Origin of the sequence: Pacificoceanicola onchidii (assembly GCF_004804335.1) — a bacterium.
Classification (GTDB): Bacteria; Pseudomonadota; Alphaproteobacteria; order Rhodobacterales; family Rhodobacteraceae; genus Pacificoceanicola; species Pacificoceanicola onchidii.
Map to the genome: position 1 here is coordinate 599,086 of NZ_SRXY01000003.1, position 19,461 is coordinate 618,546.

At 59.4% G+C, this 19,461-nt stretch carries 36 protein-coding genes; 27 read left to right on the forward strand and 9 right to left on the reverse strand.

From position 1 onward, the window contains the following. Positions 1-22: 22 nt before the first annotated feature. From E4662_RS11155 to E4662_RS11180, 6 genes are all read right to left on the reverse strand, one after another. On the reverse strand, positions 23-346 hold the full coding sequence (locus E4662_RS11155; protein ID WP_136441602.1) for a hypothetical protein: 324 nt from the start codon (positions 344-346) through the stop codon (positions 23-25). A gap of 16 nt (positions 347-362) precedes the next feature. Further along, positions 363-668, reverse strand: coding sequence for a hypothetical protein (locus E4662_RS11160; RefSeq protein ID WP_136441603.1), 306 nt, complete (start codon positions 666-668; stop codon positions 363-365). Positions 669-779: 111 nt separating this feature from the next. Next, positions 780-1,055: a hypothetical protein gene (locus E4662_RS11165; protein ID WP_168797957.1), complete on the reverse strand. Its 276-nt coding sequence runs from the start codon at positions 1,053-1,055 to the stop codon at positions 780-782. Then, positions 1,055-1,363, reverse strand: a complete 309-nt coding sequence (locus tag E4662_RS11170) for a hypothetical protein (RefSeq protein ID WP_240705169.1) — start codon at positions 1,361-1,363, stop codon at positions 1,055-1,057. Before E4662_RS11170 ends, E4662_RS11165 begins: the two co-directional genes overlap by 1 nt. Further along, the gene (locus E4662_RS11175; RefSeq protein WP_136441605.1) at positions 1,360-1,551 is read right to left on the reverse strand and encodes a hypothetical protein; all 192 of its coding nucleotides are present in this window, start codon (positions 1,549-1,551) and stop codon (positions 1,360-1,362) included. Before E4662_RS11175 ends, E4662_RS11170 begins: the two co-directional genes overlap by 4 nt. Beyond that, on the reverse strand, positions 1,548-1,820 hold the full coding sequence (locus E4662_RS11180; RefSeq protein ID WP_136441606.1) for a hypothetical protein: 273 nt from the start codon (positions 1,818-1,820) through the stop codon (positions 1,548-1,550). Before E4662_RS11180 ends, E4662_RS11175 begins: the two co-directional genes overlap by 4 nt. Positions 1,821-2,054: 234 nt before the next feature. Here E4662_RS11180 and E4662_RS11185 point away from each other — a divergent pair, with 234 nt between their 5' ends. Next, positions 2,055-2,783, forward strand: a complete 729-nt coding sequence (locus E4662_RS11185; RefSeq protein ID WP_136441607.1) for a hypothetical protein — start codon at positions 2,055-2,057, stop codon at positions 2,781-2,783. Here the strand turns inward: E4662_RS11185 and E4662_RS24515 are convergent. Continuing rightward, complete coding sequence (locus E4662_RS24515) at positions 2,676-3,404, reverse strand: helix-turn-helix domain-containing protein (protein WP_420819265.1); 729 nt, start codon at positions 3,402-3,404, stop codon at positions 2,676-2,678. The genes E4662_RS11185 and E4662_RS24515 overlap by 108 nt on opposite strands. 174 nt (positions 3,405-3,578) lie before the next feature. Beyond that, the gene (locus E4662_RS11190; protein WP_136441608.1) at positions 3,579-3,992 is read right to left on the reverse strand and encodes a hypothetical protein; all 414 of its coding nucleotides are present in this window, start codon (positions 3,990-3,992) and stop codon (positions 3,579-3,581) included. On the opposite strand from E4662_RS11190, the gene E4662_RS11195 reads away from it, so the two are divergent. Further along, complete coding sequence (locus tag E4662_RS11195) at positions 3,982-4,224, forward strand: hypothetical protein (protein WP_136441609.1); 243 nt, start codon at positions 3,982-3,984, stop codon at positions 4,222-4,224. The genes E4662_RS11190 and E4662_RS11195 overlap by 11 nt on opposite strands. Before the next feature lie 128 nt (positions 4,225-4,352). Here the strand turns inward: E4662_RS11195 and E4662_RS11200 are convergent, their stop codons facing one another. Continuing rightward, a complete protein-coding gene (locus tag E4662_RS11200; protein ID WP_136441610.1) occupies positions 4,353-5,207 on the reverse strand; it encodes an exonuclease domain-containing protein in 855 nt (284 codons plus the stop codon). A 194-nt stretch (positions 5,208-5,401) separates the two neighbouring features. Between E4662_RS11200 and E4662_RS11205 the strand changes: the two genes are divergently transcribed. From E4662_RS11205 to E4662_RS11325, 25 genes are all read left to right on the forward strand, one after another. Further along, complete coding sequence (locus E4662_RS11205) at positions 5,402-5,647, forward strand: hypothetical protein (protein WP_136441611.1); 246 nt, start codon at positions 5,402-5,404, stop codon at positions 5,645-5,647. Further along, a complete protein-coding gene (locus E4662_RS11210; RefSeq protein WP_136441612.1) occupies positions 5,647-5,856 on the forward strand; it encodes a hypothetical protein in 210 nt (69 codons plus the stop codon). The genes E4662_RS11205 and E4662_RS11210 overlap by 1 nt, the downstream gene beginning before the upstream one ends. After that, entirely contained in the window at positions 5,853-6,056 is a 204-nt protein-coding gene (locus E4662_RS11215) for a hypothetical protein (RefSeq protein ID WP_136441613.1), read from the forward strand. Before E4662_RS11210 ends, E4662_RS11215 begins: the two co-directional genes overlap by 4 nt. Then, positions 6,053-6,463, forward strand: coding sequence for a hypothetical protein (locus E4662_RS11220; RefSeq protein WP_136441614.1), 411 nt, complete (start codon positions 6,053-6,055; stop codon positions 6,461-6,463). The genes E4662_RS11215 and E4662_RS11220 overlap by 4 nt, the downstream gene beginning before the upstream one ends. After that, the gene (locus E4662_RS11225) at positions 6,460-6,945 is read left to right on the forward strand and encodes a hypothetical protein (protein ID WP_136441615.1); all 486 of its coding nucleotides are present in this window, start codon (positions 6,460-6,462) and stop codon (positions 6,943-6,945) included. Before E4662_RS11220 ends, E4662_RS11225 begins: the two co-directional genes overlap by 4 nt. Before the next feature lie 190 nt (positions 6,946-7,135). Continuing rightward, complete coding sequence (locus E4662_RS11230; protein WP_136441616.1) at positions 7,136-7,420, forward strand: hypothetical protein; 285 nt, start codon at positions 7,136-7,138, stop codon at positions 7,418-7,420. After that, positions 7,420-7,722, forward strand: a complete 303-nt coding sequence (locus tag E4662_RS11235) for a DUF4031 domain-containing protein (protein ID WP_136441617.1) — start codon at positions 7,420-7,422, stop codon at positions 7,720-7,722. Before E4662_RS11230 ends, E4662_RS11235 begins: the two co-directional genes overlap by 1 nt. Beyond that, a complete protein-coding gene (locus E4662_RS11240; RefSeq protein ID WP_136441618.1) occupies positions 7,719-8,399 on the forward strand; it encodes a helix-turn-helix domain-containing protein in 681 nt (226 codons plus the stop codon). The genes E4662_RS11235 and E4662_RS11240 overlap by 4 nt, the downstream gene beginning before the upstream one ends. Before the next feature lie 15 nt (positions 8,400-8,414). After that, complete coding sequence (locus tag E4662_RS11245; protein WP_136441619.1) at positions 8,415-9,014, forward strand: hypothetical protein; 600 nt, start codon at positions 8,415-8,417, stop codon at positions 9,012-9,014. 5 nt (positions 9,015-9,019) lie between these two features. Then, on the forward strand, positions 9,020-9,715 hold the full coding sequence (locus E4662_RS11250) for a hypothetical protein (protein ID WP_168797958.1): 696 nt from the start codon (positions 9,020-9,022) through the stop codon (positions 9,713-9,715). Between the two features lie 108 nt (positions 9,716-9,823). Further along, positions 9,824-10,078, forward strand: a complete 255-nt coding sequence (locus E4662_RS11255; RefSeq protein WP_136441621.1) for a hypothetical protein — start codon at positions 9,824-9,826, stop codon at positions 10,076-10,078. A gap of 314 nt (positions 10,079-10,392) precedes the next feature. Further along, positions 10,393-10,521, forward strand: coding sequence for a hypothetical protein (locus tag E4662_RS24420; RefSeq protein ID WP_276606305.1), 129 nt, complete (start codon positions 10,393-10,395; stop codon positions 10,519-10,521). A 105-nt stretch (positions 10,522-10,626) separates the two neighbouring features. Beyond that, entirely contained in the window at positions 10,627-11,109 is a 483-nt protein-coding gene (locus tag E4662_RS11265; protein WP_136441623.1) for a hypothetical protein, read from the forward strand. Further along, a complete protein-coding gene (locus tag E4662_RS11270; RefSeq protein ID WP_136441624.1) occupies positions 11,109-12,833 on the forward strand; it encodes a terminase large subunit domain-containing protein in 1,725 nt (574 codons plus the stop codon). The genes E4662_RS11265 and E4662_RS11270 overlap by 1 nt, the downstream gene beginning before the upstream one ends. After that, positions 12,830-14,053, forward strand: coding sequence for a phage portal protein (locus E4662_RS11275; protein WP_136441625.1), 1,224 nt, complete (start codon positions 12,830-12,832; stop codon positions 14,051-14,053). Before E4662_RS11270 ends, E4662_RS11275 begins: the two co-directional genes overlap by 4 nt. Then, positions 14,053-14,901, forward strand: coding sequence for a head maturation protease, ClpP-related (locus E4662_RS11280; RefSeq protein ID WP_136441626.1), 849 nt, complete (start codon positions 14,053-14,055; stop codon positions 14,899-14,901). Before E4662_RS11275 ends, E4662_RS11280 begins: the two co-directional genes overlap by 1 nt. A 12-nt stretch (positions 14,902-14,913) precedes the next feature. Next, positions 14,914-16,218, forward strand: coding sequence for a phage major capsid protein (locus E4662_RS11285; RefSeq protein ID WP_136441627.1), 1,305 nt, complete (start codon positions 14,914-14,916; stop codon positions 16,216-16,218). Between the two features lie 70 nt (positions 16,219-16,288). Continuing rightward, complete coding sequence (locus E4662_RS11290; protein ID WP_136441628.1) at positions 16,289-16,903, forward strand: hypothetical protein; 615 nt, start codon at positions 16,289-16,291, stop codon at positions 16,901-16,903. Between the two features lie 5 nt (positions 16,904-16,908). After that, positions 16,909-17,199, forward strand: a complete 291-nt coding sequence (locus E4662_RS11295) for a head-tail connector protein (protein ID WP_136441629.1) — start codon at positions 16,909-16,911, stop codon at positions 17,197-17,199. Beyond that, positions 17,196-17,543 carry a phage head completion protein gene (locus E4662_RS11300; RefSeq protein WP_136441630.1) on the forward strand — a complete coding sequence of 116 codons (348 nt, stop codon included), beginning with the start codon at positions 17,196-17,198 and terminating at the stop codon, positions 17,541-17,543. The genes E4662_RS11295 and E4662_RS11300 overlap by 4 nt, the downstream gene beginning before the upstream one ends. Beyond that, positions 17,527-17,967, forward strand: coding sequence for an HK97-gp10 family putative phage morphogenesis protein (locus E4662_RS11305; RefSeq protein ID WP_136441631.1), 441 nt, complete (start codon positions 17,527-17,529; stop codon positions 17,965-17,967). Before E4662_RS11300 ends, E4662_RS11305 begins: the two co-directional genes overlap by 17 nt. After that, positions 17,964-18,368, forward strand: a complete 405-nt coding sequence (gene gp17 / locus E4662_RS11310) for a tail completion protein gp17 (protein WP_136441632.1) — start codon at positions 17,964-17,966, stop codon at positions 18,366-18,368. Before E4662_RS11305 ends, gp17 begins: the two co-directional genes overlap by 4 nt. A 2-nt stretch (positions 18,369-18,370) precedes the next feature. Further along, positions 18,371-18,781, forward strand: a complete 411-nt coding sequence (locus tag E4662_RS11315) for a phage tail tube protein (RefSeq protein ID WP_136441633.1) — start codon at positions 18,371-18,373, stop codon at positions 18,779-18,781. Further along, on the forward strand, positions 18,781-19,149 hold the full coding sequence (locus E4662_RS11320) for a GTA-gp10 family protein (protein ID WP_136441634.1): 369 nt from the start codon (positions 18,781-18,783) through the stop codon (positions 19,147-19,149). Before E4662_RS11315 ends, E4662_RS11320 begins: the two co-directional genes overlap by 1 nt. Before the next feature lie 89 nt (positions 19,150-19,238). After that, on the forward strand, positions 19,239-19,460 hold the full coding sequence (locus E4662_RS11325) for a hypothetical protein (protein ID WP_136441635.1): 222 nt from the start codon (positions 19,239-19,241) through the stop codon (positions 19,458-19,460). Position 19,461 lies beyond the last annotated feature (1 nt).

Below are 19,461 nucleotides of genomic sequence, written 5' to 3' on the forward strand. Positions count from 1 at the left end.
GTTTGGTCAGTTTTGGTAAGGATCATTCCGCCGCGCGGCGGCGTTCGATTTCGTCTTCGATGTCCATCTGATTGGGGTCGCGGCGCGAAAGGCGACCTTCGTCCGTCAGAAAGTAAAGGCCGGTGCCCATGGGTTTTTTGGGCGGTTTCGCAGCGATGCTGGGCACGCATTCGATCTGCCCGGCCTTGTTGAACTTGAAGGGCAGCTTGATAGTCAGCTCACCGTCGCCGCCGGTCTCGTGCATGGCGTCCGTAACCTTTGCGAGCTGGTGATCGACTTCGCGCAGAAGCTCGCCGCGGCGGAAGGTCTGCAGGAATTCGAGGAAGTTGATGGAATGGTCTTTCATCGGCTGGGGTCCTTTCTCAGAGAAGGCGACCGGTGAGGTCGTCGGTGGGGTTCACGACATCGACCACGCCCAGGACCACGAAAGGGGCGCCTGCGCTGCGGGCGAGGCGGCGGGCGTCGTCCCGGGCGGTGTTGAAGTGGGCAATGCGGGCCTTGGGTTCGGTCTTGCTGCCTTGGTGCGTGGGCTTGCGGCAGATCATGTAGAAGCCGCGCTGGTCGCTGCGTTTGGCGGCGAGATGGCGGATCATGTCTGCGGCGTGGCGCTGTGGCGGGTCGGTCAGGTCCAGCGCGGCGATCACGCTGTCCGGGGTGGCGCGGGTCATGTGTTGGTTCCCTTCGTGGTGGCTTGGAAGGCTTGCCGGAATATCTGCCAGGATGTGCCCGCCCCACACCGCGTGGGGCTGTCGGCCCGGCAAGCCATCAAAGCCCCCGGCTCAAGGCCGGGGAGTGTGCAGGGCTTCTTTGGCTTCGATTGTGTCCAGCGTCTGACGCGCTTCTTCCACGGTCATAGGTTCGATCCGAGACAGCACAGCGGCGGCTAGCGCCATCAGGCAAAGCGCGACGAAGCCGGACCACTGCATCGCAGCGCTGTCCGTGGCAATGCCAACGCCGATCAGAGTGAGTTGTAGGCCGGGAGCAATCAGCGCCCTTGGTAAGGTGGGTCTGCGAAGGATCATGATCCGGTTTATTTGGATGTTTTCGTCATTCATCAGCTTGGCTCCCTTTCCGGGCGGGGGATGGCGCCGCGCCAGGCGTCGTATTCGGTGCGGAGTTCGTCCCATAGCTCGGCGGCAGAGCGGCGGTTGTGGAAGGCGCGGGTGTCCGGGTTGTCCAGATCGCCGCGGGTGTGGACGCCGCATTGCCAGCGGACGTGATCCGCCGCGATGCCGGGGGCGGCGGGTTCGCCGTCTGCCAGACCGATCCGCGCGCCGACGAATTTCTGAAAGGTTTCATCGTTGCAGAGGATCCCGGCCTGTTGGGATCGGGGCAGGGCGGACATGGGCTGGCGGGATTTCATGCCAGCACCCACGCGGCGGTGCCTGAGCATCCGGAGACGGTGATCAGGCCGCCGATGATGGTGAAGCCGATCGTGCGTGATCCGGTTTCGAGCTCCGGCCAGCTCCGCGCCATGCTGATCATCGCGAGGGCGGAGAGGAAGAGGCCTGCGCCGCTGAAGGCGGTGAAGATTGAAAAGAGCAAGGTCATGCGCTGGCCCCCTGAAGCCGCAGGATCGCGGCGGTGATGCGGGGGCGGGCGGCGTCGAGGCTGGCCAGTACTTCGTTCTGCTGCTGCCGGACGGTGGGCCAGTGGGAGGGCATGGCTTCGAGCCGGGCCATACGTTCCGGGTTGATTGCGCCGCTGGTGCCGTCTTCGAGCCGTTGCGCTTCTTTCAAGGACAGCCATGCGTCCTGTGCGAGGCAAGGGATCGGGTTGTTGCAGGTCAGGCTATGGATCAAGTCGGGGGCATTCCGCATAAGGTCACTCCATCATGTGTCCACGATCAGCGCCCTGTTGGCTCGATGGCCGGATCGGGCATTTGCCTCTTCGGTGGTGTGGAGAAACTGCACTCTATCGAGTGCATTGTCAAGAAAGATGCACTCTTTAAGGTGCGTCCAGTGCATGAGGGGTTCGCCGTTTTCGTTCCGCCATACTGGAATCATGGTAACGTCTGCGGCACACAAGCCTTGTGACAGGCCTGAGGGGGACGCATGAACGAGATCGACTTAATACGTCTTGGAGGCCCCTTGATTAAGGCCCTGGAGGGTAAGGGGTATGTCGTCTCGATTGAGGATGATTACGAACGCGCTGTTTCAAAAGTTGGAGAGATCGGCAGGCTCGAGTTTATTCCAATGATGGATCCAAGCAGGCTCGACTTCGAGCAGGGCGAGGCATATTGGCTTTTCTTGGAACGTGATGGAGTTCCTGTAGCCAGTGTTTCAGCCCGAGTTATTGATCTTCGGAATGAAACATTGGGTTCCTATACTCGACGTGTCTCTGTTGGTCAGTACGATCGGCGGTCTGACGCGATAGATTACTTGGATCAGATGTTTGATTTGATACGCGGTGTGGTTGTTTACACTGGCCAGGTGCAAACCGTCGAAAAAGTCCAAGGTCGCGACAACATCTCCATAACCGATCTCGCAAAATTTCTGAAAGTTATGAAGCTGATCATAGTATCTCGCTGGAAATTCGATTGGATGTATGGGTTTGTTGATGAAACAGACATTCCGTTGAATCGGCTGTATGGCTTTTCCTGCGTCATTCGGCGAGCAATGATTTGGCGAAAGCCAGAACCGCACGGGCGCAAGGATTCACATGCGCTGCTAGCGTCAACACGAAGGCAGATTGAACTCCTTTTCGTTGGCGAACACGAACTGAGTAAAGATAAGGGTTCTGTCCCTCTTTCTGTTGTCGAGGACGCGCGCAGTAGCTCTTAGATAGCATCCGCTAACCTTTTGACCCTCAATAACCTCGTTTATGTTCTCAGAGCTTACATTGAACTGCTGTTCGGTGGCGTCTCTATGGGAGGTAAAGGATCTGCGTCTCAAGTCGGCGTCGAATTTTGCGATACGCTTGTAGTATTCCGTTGTGCTTGTCATTCCAAGGACATGCCTCGACAGGCTGCGCATCCCAAAGGAGACGGGGTGGGCGCAACGGTCTTCTGGCGCTAGCGGGTGGTAGAGATCACAACGATCCGCTAAGTCGCCAAGCCGATCAGTGCGAAAGTCAGCTTCATTGAGGCGCCTAAAGATGGTCTCAACGGTCGGGCGGGTATCGATTTCATGCGTCTGATTTGATTCCGCTCTCTGCAATAGCGAGACAATCTCTCCCGTGATTTCCTCCATTGTTCTTTTTCGTGATGGCATGGAGCTGAAGTGCTCAAGCGGCAACCCTAGTGCATCCGAAAGTCGATCAACCGTATCAAAGGGGATCCGGGAGCCGCGAGCTAGCTGTTGGTGGAGGGTTCCGTATGGAACGCCAGCATCATCGCAGAGGTGTTTGAGCTTCAAGCCGCGCTGACGGCAAATCTCTTCAATTCTTCGTCCAAGGTCAGTCATGACAATCTACACTTGTATATTGAATAACCTACTATTAGGCATATGATGATTTAGAATGCAACCCTCAGGTGTGCTTTGTTGTGGGGAATATTAAAATGACCGATTCTGAGAGCGACTATCGCGTTCTAGTCGACCTTTGGGTGAAGCTTTCAGAGGAGGGGAAAAGCGAGGCGCTTAGCTATCTGCGGGCTCTGCGAGAGCGCGGAAAAAATCTACAGCATGACGGCGAGCTTCAGGAGAAAGATCAGCCAGAATTCTGACGAATTCAAGATCCTGTTCCGTTAGGCGCTGACCGATTAAGACGTACATTTTATCTTGATAGCTCATAGTGTTAAGGAGTGCGTCGAAATGATCGAGTTTCGGCATTTTGCCGTCTTTGGTAATGGTGCGCACGTAATTCCTTCCGAGCCGCGCGTCTTCGCTAATGCGGTTCGGTGATCTAGGGTCGCGCTCCAAAACTTCGAGCAATCTTTTCAAGCGATTATCTTCCATGGCGTTAATTATTGCACTCGCCTGAGTGCGATGCATCACAATTTTTGCACCTTGAACTGCACTCTTTAGAGTGCATAATGCCGCCATGAGCAGCATCAAAGAAGACATCCTTAAGTTCCAAGATCTCACCGGTTTGAGCGACTACCGGGTCGGCTGGCTCTTGGCTAGCAATGGGATGCTGGTGAGCCGATTGAAGAACAACGGCAGGAACTTTCCCGAGACCTTAAGGCGAGCCGAGGAGAGACTCGGCGAGGAAGTCGACAAGCGCGGCCTCGACCGTTCCAAGTTTCACTGTCTGCGCCCCGACGACATCGAGGCCCCGCAATGACCCGTCCTGATGCCCCATTTCACGAAACACCGGTCGCCAACCTCCTCCCGGCGTCAGGTCAGCGCACCTCGGCTCTCGCCTCCTCCCTGAGCCGGGACGCAAAAGCTGTGAAAGGCGGTTTTTCTGCATCAGGGAGTGACCGGTATCAGAGATCGGAAGTCGCTTTCGGAAAGAATTCGGATTGGGTGGCCACCACTCGCAAGTTGCTCTGCCTTGATGTGTTTGCTGCTCTTTTCTTTGCCCGCGAGCCTGGAAACGTCTTGATCGCCAACAACGAGGAAGTCAGTTTTTTGGGTAACGCTTTTGCCCACGGAAAAGCCGACTGCCGCAGCGAGCATCGCCGCTTCTCTGCGCGGGAGGTCCAGGCTTCCTGTGAAAACAAGCGTCGCACCAAAGAAAGGCCCATCCGGACTTGGCGTCCCAGTCTGTTCAGGCATCGACATAATCGGTTTCTTAATCCGGGATTGCCAATCTGCAAGCGTGAATCCCGTATGTTCGGAGGCGAGCAGAACGACTTGGGCGCATGCTCTGGAGTCTTCGCCGGCGTCGTGATGCTCAAAAGAAATCCCGAGGACTTTGGCAACGTTTTTCAAGCCGTAACCAGAACTGCCAAAATCATCTGGCCATGCCCGCCGTGCAATTCTGGCGCTATCCATCCAAGTGGATTGCGGTGGGGCGATTCCAAGCTTTTTGCATGCTCGGAAGGTCGCGACGCGATCAAACGCGGTATGGCTGACAACCGTAGAACCTTCCAGCGATGCTATGAGGGTCGGCAGTCGGTTGCTGAGTTTCTCAGAACCGGAGACCGTAGAGGCACTAATGCCGTGAATGCTGCTGTTGATGGGGTCAAACTCGACTTCCGGGTTTACCAGCCATGTCTTCGTTCCGAGGATCGCGCTGTCTCGGACTTCTGTCATGCCGATTTGGCAAATGCTCGATTGGTCTGCGTTCGCGGTTTCATAATCCAATGCAAAAAAGTTCATTTGAAATCCTTTGTTACTGATCAACGTCAGGTTGACGCTATCCTCAGCGAGCGGGGGAAGTCCAGTTCTGCCGCGCGCGCCTTCCTTTCATCTTTTCGAGCCGGACGCCCGGCCCATCCGGGCCTGTGTTCCTTTCCAACACTCGCGGGGCGTGTGGGGTGGATGGGCCGGGCGTTCGGCTGTGGAGGTCTGACATGGGCCGTGTGAATGGGTTGGTAGCCGAGCAAACGCGCAAGGACGATGAGTTCGATCTCGAAGTGATGGCGCGGCTTGATGTGGATCTGGCCAGTCCGGCGCAGGTTGGGCGCGGGATGGGTCTCACCAAAGGTCAGGTTTCCGGCATCAAGCACCGGATGATCGAAGCGTCGAAGGTTTGTCCTGATGCTGCGATCAAGCCGGAAAACCAGGACGGCGGCATGCCCGCGCGCTGGTGGGCGTGATGGCGGGGCATGTGTTCGATGTCGATCATGTTGCGCTGCGCGTGACGCCTGCCGGTGGTGGGGACGTGTGCTGGCGGCTCGCGCCGTCGCCTGAGTTCGGCAAAGAGAAAGCCTTGGCGACGGGGGTTTGTGCGGCCTCTGATCTGGCCGCCGAGCTGCGGGCCGTTGCGGATCACCTCGATGGGGTTTCCCAGGCGGTGCCGTCATGAGTTCCGAATTTCAGTCGGGCGCCTGCCCGATACCTGCGCCGCGCCTGATGGTGCGCGGCCACCTGACCCGCGCGGGGGCGTTCCTCGCGCGGGCTTTTTCCGGGATGCCGGGCGTGGCGGCGGTTCCACGCGCCTCCCTGTTGGACTTCTCCGGGGCCACTGTGCCCCGGGGCCTTTCCGAGGGAGATATTGGCCGGTGAACCTTGCCAGATTTCCGATTGATGACAGTGCGCTGCGCGTGATTCCGGCTGATCTTGAAGGGCCGGTTGATGCGGTGCGGTGTCGTGATCTGTGGGCGTTTGTTCTGATGCAATCATGGCTCGACAGCTTCAATTCCGGGTCGTGGACCGCGTCGGAGCTTCGCAGAGATCCGGTCTGGGGGCGGGGCAAGCTGCTTTCCTCGGCTCGGGCGTGGTTCGGAACGGCTGACTTTGCGGATGTTGTCCATTTGGCGGGGCTTGACCCTGGGGCGGTGATGTCGCGTTGGCGTCTGTTCCAGGAGGATTTCATTGCGGCGGGTGAGCCGCTGCGCTGGTGGCAGACCGTTCATGGTGAGCGGAACCTGTACAATTCGGCGCAAACCCGTAAGGCGCGGAGGCGGGCATGACGGGGTTCGTGACGTACGCCAAACAGTTGGAGCGAGAGCGCGACTTGCGGCGCGCGTGGCTCCAGTCCTTTGCGGATGCGGGGCTTTGTTGCACCGAGGCCGCCGCGGTGATCGGTTTGGACAAGCGGTCTGTCAATCGGATGGCGGGCTATTTGGGGGTCACGTTTCCGGATGGTGTTTCGCCATCGGCGCGTGCCTTTCAAAGTGCGGCGGCGCTGGGGCATTCCGTGCAGTCGGCGGCGGTGTTTCTCAAAACGACAGAGGCGCGGGTGCGGCACGTCGCGCGGCGGGATCGGCTCGATATGGTTGATCACGGCGGTGATGTTGAGCCGGCGCCTGAATTGTCTGCGCCTGTTCTGGACGCGCCGCCGCCACCTGTGGAGCCAAAGAAAGCGCGTCCGCAGCTCGCCCCGGTGCTCGCGCGAATGCATGCGGATGCGCAAGCGATACGCGGGCGGTCACGTTTGGAGTGGGGGCGCTGATGGGCTGTGCGGTGTGCGCGTGGTGGGTTCCGTTCCTTGTGGCATCGTGCCGGACAGCGGATCGAGGGGCCTGCTTGTTCCCGAGCTATGCTTTGCCGGATGAGGCCGTGCCTGACATCTGCCTGACGGACACGCGCGGGTTTCAGTGTTGCGAAGCCTTTGGGACGCCTTTCGGGCGGGGAGGGCGGTCATGAGCGGATTGCCTCCACGCGCGGCCTTCGTGGCGTCCTGCAGCGCTTTGGCGCTGTCCAGGGGCGGTCTCGTTGAAAGCGCGCCGCTTGTTTGCGCCGTTTCGGATGCGTTGAAGGTGCTGCCGCGCGGAGGTGGCCGTTTGGGCCCGCTCTTTGGCCCGGCCGGTGATGTGATCACCGCGCAGTTGCGCGCGGATGAGGAAGCGTTCGCGGCGGGGCGCTATGCGCTCTTCACGGCGGTGCATGGGTATTGGCGCGATATGGCGCTGGGAAAGGGGGCGTGATGGCCGTTTATGTCGATGACATGCAGGCGCCTTTTGGCCGGATGAAAATGTGCCACATGATGGCGGATTCGACCGAAGAGCTGTTGGCGATGGCCGACCGGATCGGTGTGTCACGCAAATGGCTTCAGAAACCCGGTTCCCATAGGGAGCACTTTGACATTGCGCTGTCCAAGAGGCGGCTGGCCGTCGCTGGCGGTGCAGTCGAGGTCAAGCGCCGTGATTTGGGCATGCTGATGCGCAAGCGCAGTGGCAAATCGTTTGACCCGGACTGCGTGACGTGCGCGGAAGGTGGCCTGAGATGAGCCACAAGGCAACCAATTGGCTGAGTGATCTGGACCCCTCATTGCTCGGCGCCAGTGAGTTCCGGGTGCTGTTTCATCTGTGCGATTGTCACAACGCAAGCGCCGGGTGCTTTCCGTCGCAGGCCTATCTGCGGGAGCGGGCCGGTGTGTCGAACGGGACCGTCAACAACGTTCTGAACAGCCTTGAGCGCAAGGGGCTGATCAAGCGGCACCAGACGCGCGATGGCCGGACGAAACGCCAGAACCCGACGCGCTACATCTTGGGCTTTGAAATTGACGGCCCACAAGACCCGACTCCAGAATCTGGAGACGGAAATCCGCCAAAGTCGGGCGGTGGTGGGTCCAAAAAATCGACAAAGCCGTCTCCAAAATCTGGAGTCGGAGCCGTCTCCAATCTGGAGGCAGACCCGACTCCAATTTCAGGGCCGACCCGTCTCCAGCCCACTGGAGAGGAACCTGTAAGTAACCAGGAAATAACCAAGGCGCGCGAGAAGCCAGCCGGGTTTTCGGACAATCCGATGACCGTTTCGCAGGCCGAGCGGGCGGTGCGGGATTTCCGGGAAGGGCGAGCGAATGCGATCCGCGAGTTGCACGATCCTGCGGGGCTCGTGTCTCGGCATATCGTCGCTGCGGGAATGCTGACCGATGCCGAGTGTCGGCAAGCCGGGATTTGCTGAGAAAGGGAAACGATCATGACGGGCAGTGAGACAGGCGACTTTCAGAGCAAGCGGGACCGGGTGCGAGTGCTGTTGATCCAGCCTTTGGAGCGCAGGGGCTTTCGGTTTCGCAAAGGCGTGACGGCTGAGCAGGGCCGGGGCATGCTTGATCAGATCTGCGATGACCTGGCGTATTTGAGCGATGATGCGCTGCGGGCGCTTGTGGCGAGCATGGCCACGAAGGGTGAGGGTGCGAGCAAGGACTTCTGGCCGAGCCGGGCTGCGTTCCTCGGGATTGCCGAGTCGTTTGAGCGTAGGCCTTTGGTCGAGCATCCGAACCTGTTGCGGTGGTTTGCCTCGGCTGCGGGCAGGGCGGCATTGGAGGGGGATCGGCTTGTCGCGGAGTATCAGTTCTGGGAGGCGAAAAAGTTTCCGCCGGTCAAGCCAGAGCATCAGGCGGCGGTCCAGGCGAGGGCGGCAGAGCACCGGGACAAGCGGAAGAAGATCGAGGACCGGCAGGAGCGGGGGATGCCGCCGCGCTGGCCGGACGATCTGCAGTGGTTGGCGTGGTATCGGAGCCTTGAGGCTCGGGTGCGCGGCTATGTTGAGGCGGCTGAGCAAGGGGACGCAGCGTGACGGTCATGAGCAGAGGCAAAGAGCACGCGGCGGAGTCAATGGTAGCGGCTGATGTCGGAGAGCGGAATGTTGATGAGCAGGGGCGTGAGATCATTTCGATCAAGCGGCTGCTGGAATGGGCGTTCGCGACGGAATGCGCCACTCTCGATTTCGATGAGGTTGGCGCCGCCCTTGGGATCGGCTTGCCGGGGGTCAGTGCAGAACATCGGGTTGGTGAGATGCTGGCCATGGGCTTCGAGCGGGGTGAGGGCGTTCGGCCTGATACGTCTTTCGGGCGCAGTCACCCGCATGATGACGCGGAGCTGGTCGCGACAGCGCTTCGCAATGCGGTGCCTTTTGACGTGGCCATTTGGGTGGCTGAACTGGCGCGCATGTGCCGCGTGCCGCGCTGGAATTTGGGGCAGCCCAAGTTGCAACCGCGTGCGTGGTCCAAGCGCAACCATTTGGGCCAGCTCGGCAAAACGGAAGTCTGCCGCGAGGTCGAGTACATGCAGGGCCGGAGGAAGCGGGTTCGTCAGGAGCTTTGGGTGCCCTGTGTCTGGGCGCCGTCCGTTGGCGAAGTCGCTGCTGCGCGCCGTGGTTATCTGCGGTGGTGGGGCGCTCTTCTGTCGGTGCGGTCTGACCTGCGGAGGATGGATTTGGCCCGCTATTCAGTGTCCGATCGCATGCCTCCGATGCAGCCTTGGCGAAATAGTTGTTGACACAATCGAGCTTCTGTTGACATCTTGCCTCCGAACCGAATTGCGCCCGCAGGAAACTGCCGGGCGCTTTTTCGTTTGAACTTGTGGCCGTGGTTGAAGGGCGAAGAAATGGACATTGGAACAATCGAAGGCGTGACCCGCATCTGCGGCAAGTCTCAAGGCTTCCTTGGGTTGCCATTGCGTGACGGGACGCGGCATTGCGACGTCGCGGGTGGCGAGGTTCCAACCATGACCAGCGCTTGGTTCCCGTCTCCGGAAGAGCTGAAGGCGCTGAATGCCGGTGCCGCGATCCACGTTCACATCGACGGCACGATGCCAGCACCGATGATGCTGAGTGTCGGCCCGGAGCCTGACCCGGTCTAACGGTGGGTCGCTTATCTGCGGCAAAGCCGCGTCTTGGGTCCATGCCGTCGCGCTTGGGCGCCGCGACGGATGGCGCGCGAAAGGGAATTCGGCGTTCGGATGGTCCGGTTAACACTGCAAAGTGGCAAAGGTTGCGGATCAAGATACTGTTTCGGGATGCACAGTGCTTCCGATCGCGCCCGCAACTGGTTCCCTTAAACGAGTGGCCGGATTTTAAGCGGACGCCACTCTTCCGGGATCACCCATGGCTCTGGCCTGTATGCCAACAAACTGGTGTCCTGCTTGTCGGTGGCAAGCACGCGCGGAACAGTGCTGTGATCGATCATAAGATCCCTCACCGTGGTGACCTTCACCTGTTCTGGGATGAAGACAACCTTCAGGCCGTGTCGAAGGAATACCACGACGGGGTCAAGCAAAGCATCGAGAAGCGCGGGCAATACTGATGCCCGGCGCATCACCAACCATCAATGAAAGGGGGGGGGCGGTCAAAAGTCTGAAAGGTGCCAGACCCTAGACCCGCGCCCCCCTCATTCGGAGAATTTTTTTCTGTGACTCAGAAATTTGACCTACTTGGTGACCCCATCCCGGACAATCACGGGAAACCCGGCGCCAACGGGCATATTGCGACTGCGGAAAATGTTAGCAAAGTCAGAGGCTTGCTCGCGTCTGGCAAAGACAAGCGGGACATTGCCCTTGAGTTGGGGATCACTCTTCCGACGCTGACGAAGCATTATTTTCAATCTGGCAAGCTGAGCGTGAAGAATGCGCGGCGCAAAGCGCGCGCCGATCTGCGGGCAAAGCTGATGCTGAAGCTCGATGAGCAAGTCGGCAAAGGCAACGTGTCCGCAATGCGCACCATGAAGCAAATCCTTGACGAAGAGGATGTTCGTGACGCAGCTCAAGAAGCTGCGACGGCACCCACGGCCACTAAGCCGGCCGCTTTGCCGAAGGGTAAGAAGGAAGCCCTGACGGCGGCGGCTGAACAAGCGATCGATGCTGACCCGCTGCTGAATCCGGAGCACTTGCACTGATGTCGGCTCTGAACCACGCAGCGTTCAACGAGTGGTGCACCGCCGTTCCGGATTGGGCGGATCGTATCAAGTCCGGTCGCTCGCTGGTTCCGGAGTTGCCGCTGCATGACGCCTACGCCGAGAAGGCGTTGGCAATCTTCAAGGAGCTGAGGAACCCAGACCTTGATGGGTTTCCGACCTTTGGCGAGACCTGTGACGTCTGGGTCTTTGACCTGGTTCGGGTGATCTTCGGAAGCTTCGATCCCGAGATCAAAAAACGGTATCTTCGCGAGTTCTTCGTGATGATCCCGAAGAAGAACGGCAAGACAGCCATCGCAGCCGCTATCATTGTCACGGCCTGTGTTCTCAACATGAGCCCGGAAGCGCAGTTCATCCTGGTGGCTCCATCGATCGAACTGGCGCGCAACGCCTTTGATTGCGCAGCCGGGATCATCAAACGCACAGCGCGCATTACCAAGGTCTTTTCGGAGCCTCGGGAAAGCACCCGGACCATTTTCAATCTGAACAAGCGGATCCCGTCAAAAATCATGATCAAGGCCGCTGATGGTGACATCATCACGGGCCTGAAGAACGCAACAGTGTTGATCGACGAGACGCATGTGTTCGCCACCAAGCCCGCGGCCAAGGGTTTGTTCGTGGAAATCCGGGGTGCGCTTTCGCACCCATCGAACAAGCACTTCCTTCTGCAGATCACCACGCAGTCGAAGAAGCCGCCGGTGGGCGTGTTTCGCAGCGAGGTGACCACGGCCCGCCGTGTGCGTGACGGCAAGATCAAGAAGCCGATGCTGGCGCTGCTGTATGAGTTGCCGACCGAGCTGGTGAAAGACGGCGGCTGGAAGGACGAAGACACATGGGCGCTGGTCAATCCGCATCTGGGGCGCAGCGTTGATTGGGATTTTTTGCGCGACGCGGTCCAAACGGCGGAGGACGAAGGCGCGGAATCTCTGGCTTTGGTTGCGAGCCAGCATTTCAACGTCGAGATCGGGACGGCGCAGGGCGACGATGGCTGGCGCGCACAGGCCTATTGGGATGGAGCGGGGGAGGAAACCCTGACTCTGGATGAGCTGATAGAACGATCCGAAGTCATCACTCTAGGCGTTGACGGGGGCGGTGACGATGACCTTTGCGGTGCGGTTGTTCTGGGCAAGGAAAAAGACACTGGCGTCTATCTCGCCTGGTGCCGGGCATGGTGTCAACCTGAGGTTCTGAAGCTTCGAAAGTCGATCGCGCCGTCACTTGAAACGTTCAAGAAGGACGGGGATCTGGTGATCTGTTCGCAGCCTTTCGAACACGTCGACCAGGTCGTGGAGCTGACGTGCAAACTGAAGGCGACGGGAAAGATGCCTGAAGAGTTTGCTGTTGGCCTCGACATCGCGGGTTTGCCTGAACTGCTGACAGCCTTGAACCTGGAAGGTCTTGAAGAGCCGTTCATCACGTCTGTTCCTCAGGGGTGGCGGTTGCAGTCTGCGGTCAAATCTCTGCCGCTGCGGTTGAAAGCGCGCCTGATGTTGCATGGTGCTCAACCGATTTTCGCATGGTCGATCGGCAATGCCCGCGTCGAGGTGCGCCGGTCTAACTCTTACATCGAAAAGGAACTGGCCGGTGCAGCCAAGATCGACGTTGTGATCGGCCTTTTGAACGCATCCGAGCTGATGTTTCGCAATCCGGTCCCGTCAGGGCGGGGCCTGGATGATTTTCTTGCAAACCCGGTGAAGGTCATATGATCCGTTTCTTGAAAGCTGCCGTCCAGGGCGTTCGGGCCGAATACTCTGTGGGGGCCGGTTGGGTTCCTTACGCGGGAGGCTCGCCCTGGGTTTCGGGCGGCGTGACGTCCAAAGCCGGAACGATGGTGAGCGCCAAGTCATCAATGGAGCATTCCGCTGTTTGGGCTTGCGTGCGCAAGACCGCCGAAATGATTTCGGCTTTGCCGGTTGATCACTACCGCAAGACGTCCAGCGGGAGCCGAGAGCGTATGGACGATGATCTGGCGGAGATCATCAAGGACTCTCCCAATCGCGATCAGACCGCGACGGAATACTGGGAAGGGGTGGTTGCTCAGACTTTGTTGCAGGGCAACGCCTATTCGGAACGGCTTTTCATCGGCAATCGCCTTGTCGGCCTTCGTCCCTTGCTCGGGTGCACGCCAGAGCGCGGCCGTGATGGGAGCTTTCGGTATGGCGTGATCGACCGCGGCAAGAAGGAAGTCCTGCCGGCTGACAAGGTTTTTCATCTGCGTGGCTTTGGCGCGGGCGATGGGCTCGGAATGTCCGTAGTCCGGTACGGCGCAAATTCGATCGGTGCAGCTCTGGCTGCGGACGAAACGGCCAGCTCCATTTTTTCGAATTCGGCGATGCCTGCAGGGGTCTTGTACTCAGATCAGACATTGAGTCCTAACCAGCGCGATCAGCTGCAAGCGATTATGGATGAGTACACGGGCTCCAAGAAGTCAGGGAAAACCATGGTGCTTGAGGCGGGCCTGAAATGGTTGCAGCTCCAAATGAATCCCGAGGATGCGCAGCTACTCGACACGCGCCGCTTCAGTATCGAAGACATCTGCCGCTGGTTCGGGGTGCCGCCCATTGTGATTGGGCATGCGTCGGAGGGGCAGACCATGTGGGGCAGCGGTGTCGAAGCAATTCTGCTTTCCTGGCTGACTCTGGGGATTAACCCGTTCCTCATTCGCTTGGAGAAGCGTTTGAAGAAGGACCTGATCCCGGCAGCGAAACGCCGCAGCGAGTATTTTGAATACAACCGCGAGGCCATGATCCAGATGGACAGCAAGGCCAAGGGTGACCTGATGCTCAAGCTGGGCATGGGCGGGACCATGACGGCCAATGAGCGCCGGGCGCGTCTCAACCTGCCGCGCCATGAAGACGCCAACGCGGACAAACTTTTGGCGCAGGCGCAAATGACGCCGCTCGAAAATCTCGGAAAGGACAAGTGATGACTTCGAAAGTGATCAATCTCGGGGACGTCCGCGAGCGCGGGTTGCGGTCTGATTTCTCGCTGAAAGCTCTGAAGCAATGGAACCCGGATATTCGTGCATCATCGAGCGATGATGAAGCAACGATTTCGGTCTTGGACACGATCGGGAAGGACTGGTGGGGGGAAGGTGTAACCGCCAAGCGCATCGCTTCGGCGCTGCGAAACATCGGGGCGCGTGATGTGGTGGTCAACATCAACTCACCCGGTGGCGACTTCTTCGAAGGTCTGGCGATCTACAATCTGTTGGCCGAACACGCACGAGAGAAAGGCGCCGTTACGGTCAAAGTGCTTGGCCTTGCCGCATCGGCAGCGTCGGTCATAGCTATGGGGGGCAGCAATGTCCTGATCGCGAAGTCGGCATTCCTCATGATCCACAACACATGGGTGGTGGCCGCGGGAGACCGACACGCGTTTCGCGAAGTCGCGGATTGGCTTGAGCCCTTCGACTTCGCCGCGGCCGAGCTGTACCAGGACCGATCCGGAATGGATCTGAAGGACATCCAGAACATGCTGGACAAGGAAACCTGGCTCCCGGGTTCAAAGTCCGTCGAAAACGGGTTTGCGGACGGGCTTTTGGGCGCGGAAGAGGTGGGGTCTGGTGCGTCCAATTCTACCGCTCTGACACCGCAGGCGGCCCAGAAGAAAATCGACATCGCGCTGGCACGCAGCGATTTCACGAAATCCCAGCGGCGTGAACTGTACGCCGCTGTGAAAGGGGGCATGTCTGGCGCTGCCCCATCCGGCACGTCAAGCGCTGCCGTTACCGAAGTGGCGCAATCTGCGCTGGACAAACTCAACTCACTTTAAAGAGGTAAGCAGATGAAAAAGCTTATGATGCCCGCCATTGCCATGGCGGCAATGGCAGACTCGCGCCCGAAAGCCATCATTGGCGGCGTTCGTGCAGACGGTGGCGAAGATCCGGAGGTCATGCTGAAGAAGGTCAGTCAGCAGCTCGACAAGCTGAACGGCGAGATCAAACAGACCGCAGAAGACGCCTTGAAACAGGCCAAAACGGCCGGCGATGTTTCTGCCGAGACCAAGGCGACGGCTGACAAGCTTCTTGCAGCTCAGACCGAAACCAACAAGGTCGTTGAAGGGTTGAAGGCGCTCGTCGAGGGCGTTGATGGCAAGGTCCTGGAGATTTCCCAACAAGTCGCCGAAGGCGGCTCGGGTGGTAAATCCGCCGTGATGACCCTCGGTCAGGCCGTGGTCGCGGAACATGAGAAGCTGAAGAACTACAAGGGCGGCACACTGTCCCTGACCATCTCCAACGCCGTCACCACTGGTACGGGTTCCGGTGGCGGCTTGATCTATCACGAAGAAGAACGTGAGCCGGTTCGTATGCCGCGCCGCCGCCTTCTTGTTCGCTCGATGTTGACCCAGGCCAAGACCGGATCGGATCAGGTTCACTACCGCAAACAGGTTCTGCGCACGAGCGGGGCAGGCATGGTGGCTGAGACCGCAGCCAGTGGCGCATCGGACTTCGGTTGGGACAAGGCCGTCGAACGCGTCAAGAAGATCGCGACGCACACCAACATCAGCGAAGAGGCTCTCCAGGACGCGGACCAGTTGCAGTCGGAGGTTGATGGCGAGCTGCGTTACCTGATCGACTTCGAGGAAGAAAGCCAGATTGTCGCCGGGGACGGGGTAGGTGAAAACCTGTCTGGCTTGCTGACTGAAGCGCCGGCATTTGTCGCGGCGGCTGGTCTGCCCAACGCCAACCGCATTGATCGTTTGCGCCTGGCGCTTCTGCAGATCACGCTGGAAAACTACATGCCCGCTGAAATCCTGCTGAACCCAACCGACTGGGCCGCGATCGAGCTTCAGAAAGTTGGCGGCACCGATGAACGCTACATCTATGGCAACCCTGGCGCCCAGGCGACGCCGCGGCTCTGGGGCAAGGACGTTGCGGAAACCAATACCATCTCGGCAGGGGAATGGCTGGCCGGTGATTTGGCCATGGCGGCAACCTACTATGACCGCGCTGAAACCGAGGTTACGCTTTCGACGGAGCATGATCAGAACTTCATCGAAGACATGGTGACGATGAAAGCCAAGAAGCGGGTTGTTCTTGCGATCAAACGCGCGCTGGCCATGTGCAAGGGCAACTTCACCTTCGCCTGATCGGCGTCTGCAATCCTCTATCAACGGCGCTCTCAGAGAGCGCCGTTAATCGTTTCAGGAGACAAAAACTATGTTCGTCAAAGGACTATCGACGCGGCACACCACCGTAGGGACTTTTCGCTATGGCGTTGTGTACGAAATCGACGAAAAGGACGGGGGCATCCGCAAGCATGTTCTGCCTCTGTTGGGGGGCGACACGCCCGCGCTTGAGAAAATCTCGAAAGCGCAGGCGGAAAAGGAGCGGTCCGCGCCAATGCAGTTTACCCCGAAGGCGACGCCTGCGGATGTGGATGCGTCTGCCGCAGACCTGCGGGGTAAACTTGCGGCGGCCGAGAAGGCGAAGGCTGAGGCCGAGGCGGAGACGGAAGCCGCAGAACAACGCGCCATTGAAGCGGAGAAGGCGCTGCCCGAGTCGGAAGCAGAACTTGCCAAGGTTCAGGCCGAGCTGGGCGCATCGGCAGCCGACTTGGCCGAAACGGGAAAGCGGCTGGCGGCCGCAGAACAGCGCGCCGTCGAGGCGGAGAAGGCGCTGTCCGAGTCGGAAACGAAACTTGTCAAGGTTCAGGCCGAGCTGAGCGCATCGGCAGCCGACTTGGCCGAAACGGGGACCCAGCTCGAAGCCGCACAGTCGGAAAACGCTGATCTGAAGGCTAAATTGACCGCGCTTGAAGAGGCTAAGAAGTGAGCCACATGACGCCGGCTGATCTTCGGCCCTTTCTGGGCATCCTCGATGAAGGCGACGCCGTCGAGGATGCCATGCTGCAGTCGTTCATCGACGCGGCCTGGAGTTATTGCTGCCGGTTCACGCGCCGCGACCTGACTGCGGACTTCTCAACGGGAATCCCTGCTGATCTGGAACAGGCGCATCGGATGATCGCGATCCACTTTTTCAGCCATCGCGAGGCCACGGCGAGCGGAACTGTCAACGAGGTTCCGCTTGGCGCTCGGGACTTGCTTTCGGGGTTTCGGGATTTGTCATGATCGGCCTCGGGGAGTTGGACAGGACGGTGGTCTTTCTGCAGGAGCGCGAAACTAGCCGGAACGCATTTAACGAGCCGGTCATGGGTGCGCCGACCAAGCTGCGGGCCAAGGTTCGGCGGAGGGATGTTTCCGATCAGGAGCGGGTGTCCGCTGGCAAAGAAGCCAGTGTCGTGATGGCGCGCTTTCTTCTGCTTTCCCGACCGGCGACACGGAAGATCACAGCAGCTGATGTGTTTGACTGCGACGGCCGTCGCTGGTCGATCGAGGGCATCAAGCAGGTGTCGGAAGGCAGGAACCTGTTTCTGGAAATCTCGGCGGTGAGTACCGATGCGCACCAGCTTTAAGGTCCAGGGTTTCCGGGATCTCGAAAACGCTTTGATGGACTTGCCGAAAGCTGCGGCGAAAGCCAGCGTGCGGCGGGTCCTGAAACGGGCGGCTCAGCCGATTGCGGACGCCGGGCGCGGCAATGCCCCGGAGCGCATGGGGGATCTGAAAGCCAGCTACGGTGTCGGCACGCGCCTGACCAAGCGCCAGCGCAAACTGTCGCGGAAGGAAAGCGAGGTCGAGGTTTACGCCGGGCCAAACGATCCGGGTGCGATCCAGACTGAATTTGGCAATGAGCATCAGGAGGCGGAGCCGCATTTGCGCCCTGCGTGGGATGCGCACAAAGGCTCGCTGCTGGATGTGATCAAGGAATTCCTTTGGGCGGATGTGGTCAAAGCCATCGCCCGATACCAAAGACGCGCAGCGAAGAGGGCCAAGCGATGAACGAAGCGTTGACAGCCCTCATGTTGGGGCATGCGCCCCTGGCCGCTCTGGTCGAAAACCGGGTTCATTGGCGCATGCAGCCCAGAAGCGTGTCCGGGTTTCCTTATGTGAACCTGGCGGTGATTTCCGACCCGCGCGCCTATCACATGGCGGGCGCTTCGGCGCTGCGCTCAACACGGGTTCAGGTGGACGCCTGGGCCGAAACCTATGCCGCCGCGAAGGCTGTGTCGCGGACGGTGGACGACTTCCTGTCAGGCTATCGCGGCACATCCGGCGGCATCCATTTTCAGGGTGTTTTCGTGAGCGATGAGCGCGACCTGACGGACAAGACAACCGGTGAGGAACGCCAGCTGTTCCGCATCAGCGTTGATCTTCAAATCAGCTGGTACAAGGAGGCCTGAAAATGGCAGACGCACAGATCGGATTTGGGTCCGATTTCAAGCGCGGCACAACCACGGTTGGAGAGGTGATCAGCATCACGCCGCCATCTATAAGCCGCGACGTGGTGGACGCCACGCATATGAGTTCGCCGGAAGGCTGGCGTGAGTTCATTGCCGGGCTGAAGGACGGCGGCGAGGTCAGCGTTCAAATCCAGTCGAAGCCGTCGACACCGGCTTATGCCGCGATGCTGGCGGACTTTGATTCCGATGCTGCAGTGACTTATTCGATCGACTTTCCGGACGGATCGAGCTGGACGTTCACCGCCTTCATCACTGGTTTTGAGGGCGAAGACCCGCTCGAAGAGAGGATCACTTCGACGGCGACCTTCAAGATCACCGGCAAGCCGACCTTTGCCACTGGTGGAGGTGCCTGATGAGCAATCCAATTCGGGGCAAAATCGACTTTGACGTCGATGGTGAAACCTACTCGTTGCAATACACTGCAAACGGGATGTGCGAGCTCGAAGACGCTGTCGGCTGCACCGCCATGGCGTTCCTGAACAAGCTGGAAAGCGCAGGGGAGGCCAACCTTTCCTTCAAGGACATTCGGCTGTTGTTCTGGGCAGGCCTGCAGGAACATCACCCCAACATGTCGGTTCGAGAGGCCGGGGCGTTGATGACGAAGGCGGGCGGGATCGCGGCAGCGATGGAAATGACCGGCAAGGCCGTCGCTGACAGCATGCCGAAGCCGGATGCCAGTGCCGGAAAACCCAAGGGAAAAAAGAAGAAGGGGACGTCCTAGACTGGGCGTCCCTTCTCGAAGCATGGGTTGAGGCCGGGCAGGCCCCTGACCTGTTCTGGCATCTGACCCTGCGGGAAATCGGGCTTGTGATGAGCGGGGCCGCCAAGCGGATCGAGCGGGAACGATTGTTCCTTGAGGTCAACGCCTGGCAGACCGCGCATCTCACCATGATCGGCTATCACAAGCCGAAGAAGTTTCCCGAATTCAAGAAAATCAGCTCCACCAAAGTTCGGCCAAAACGGCAGTCCTGGGAGGAGCAGAAGGCCATCGCGCAGGCCTTTAACGCAGCGTTTGGCGGAGAGGTAGAATAGC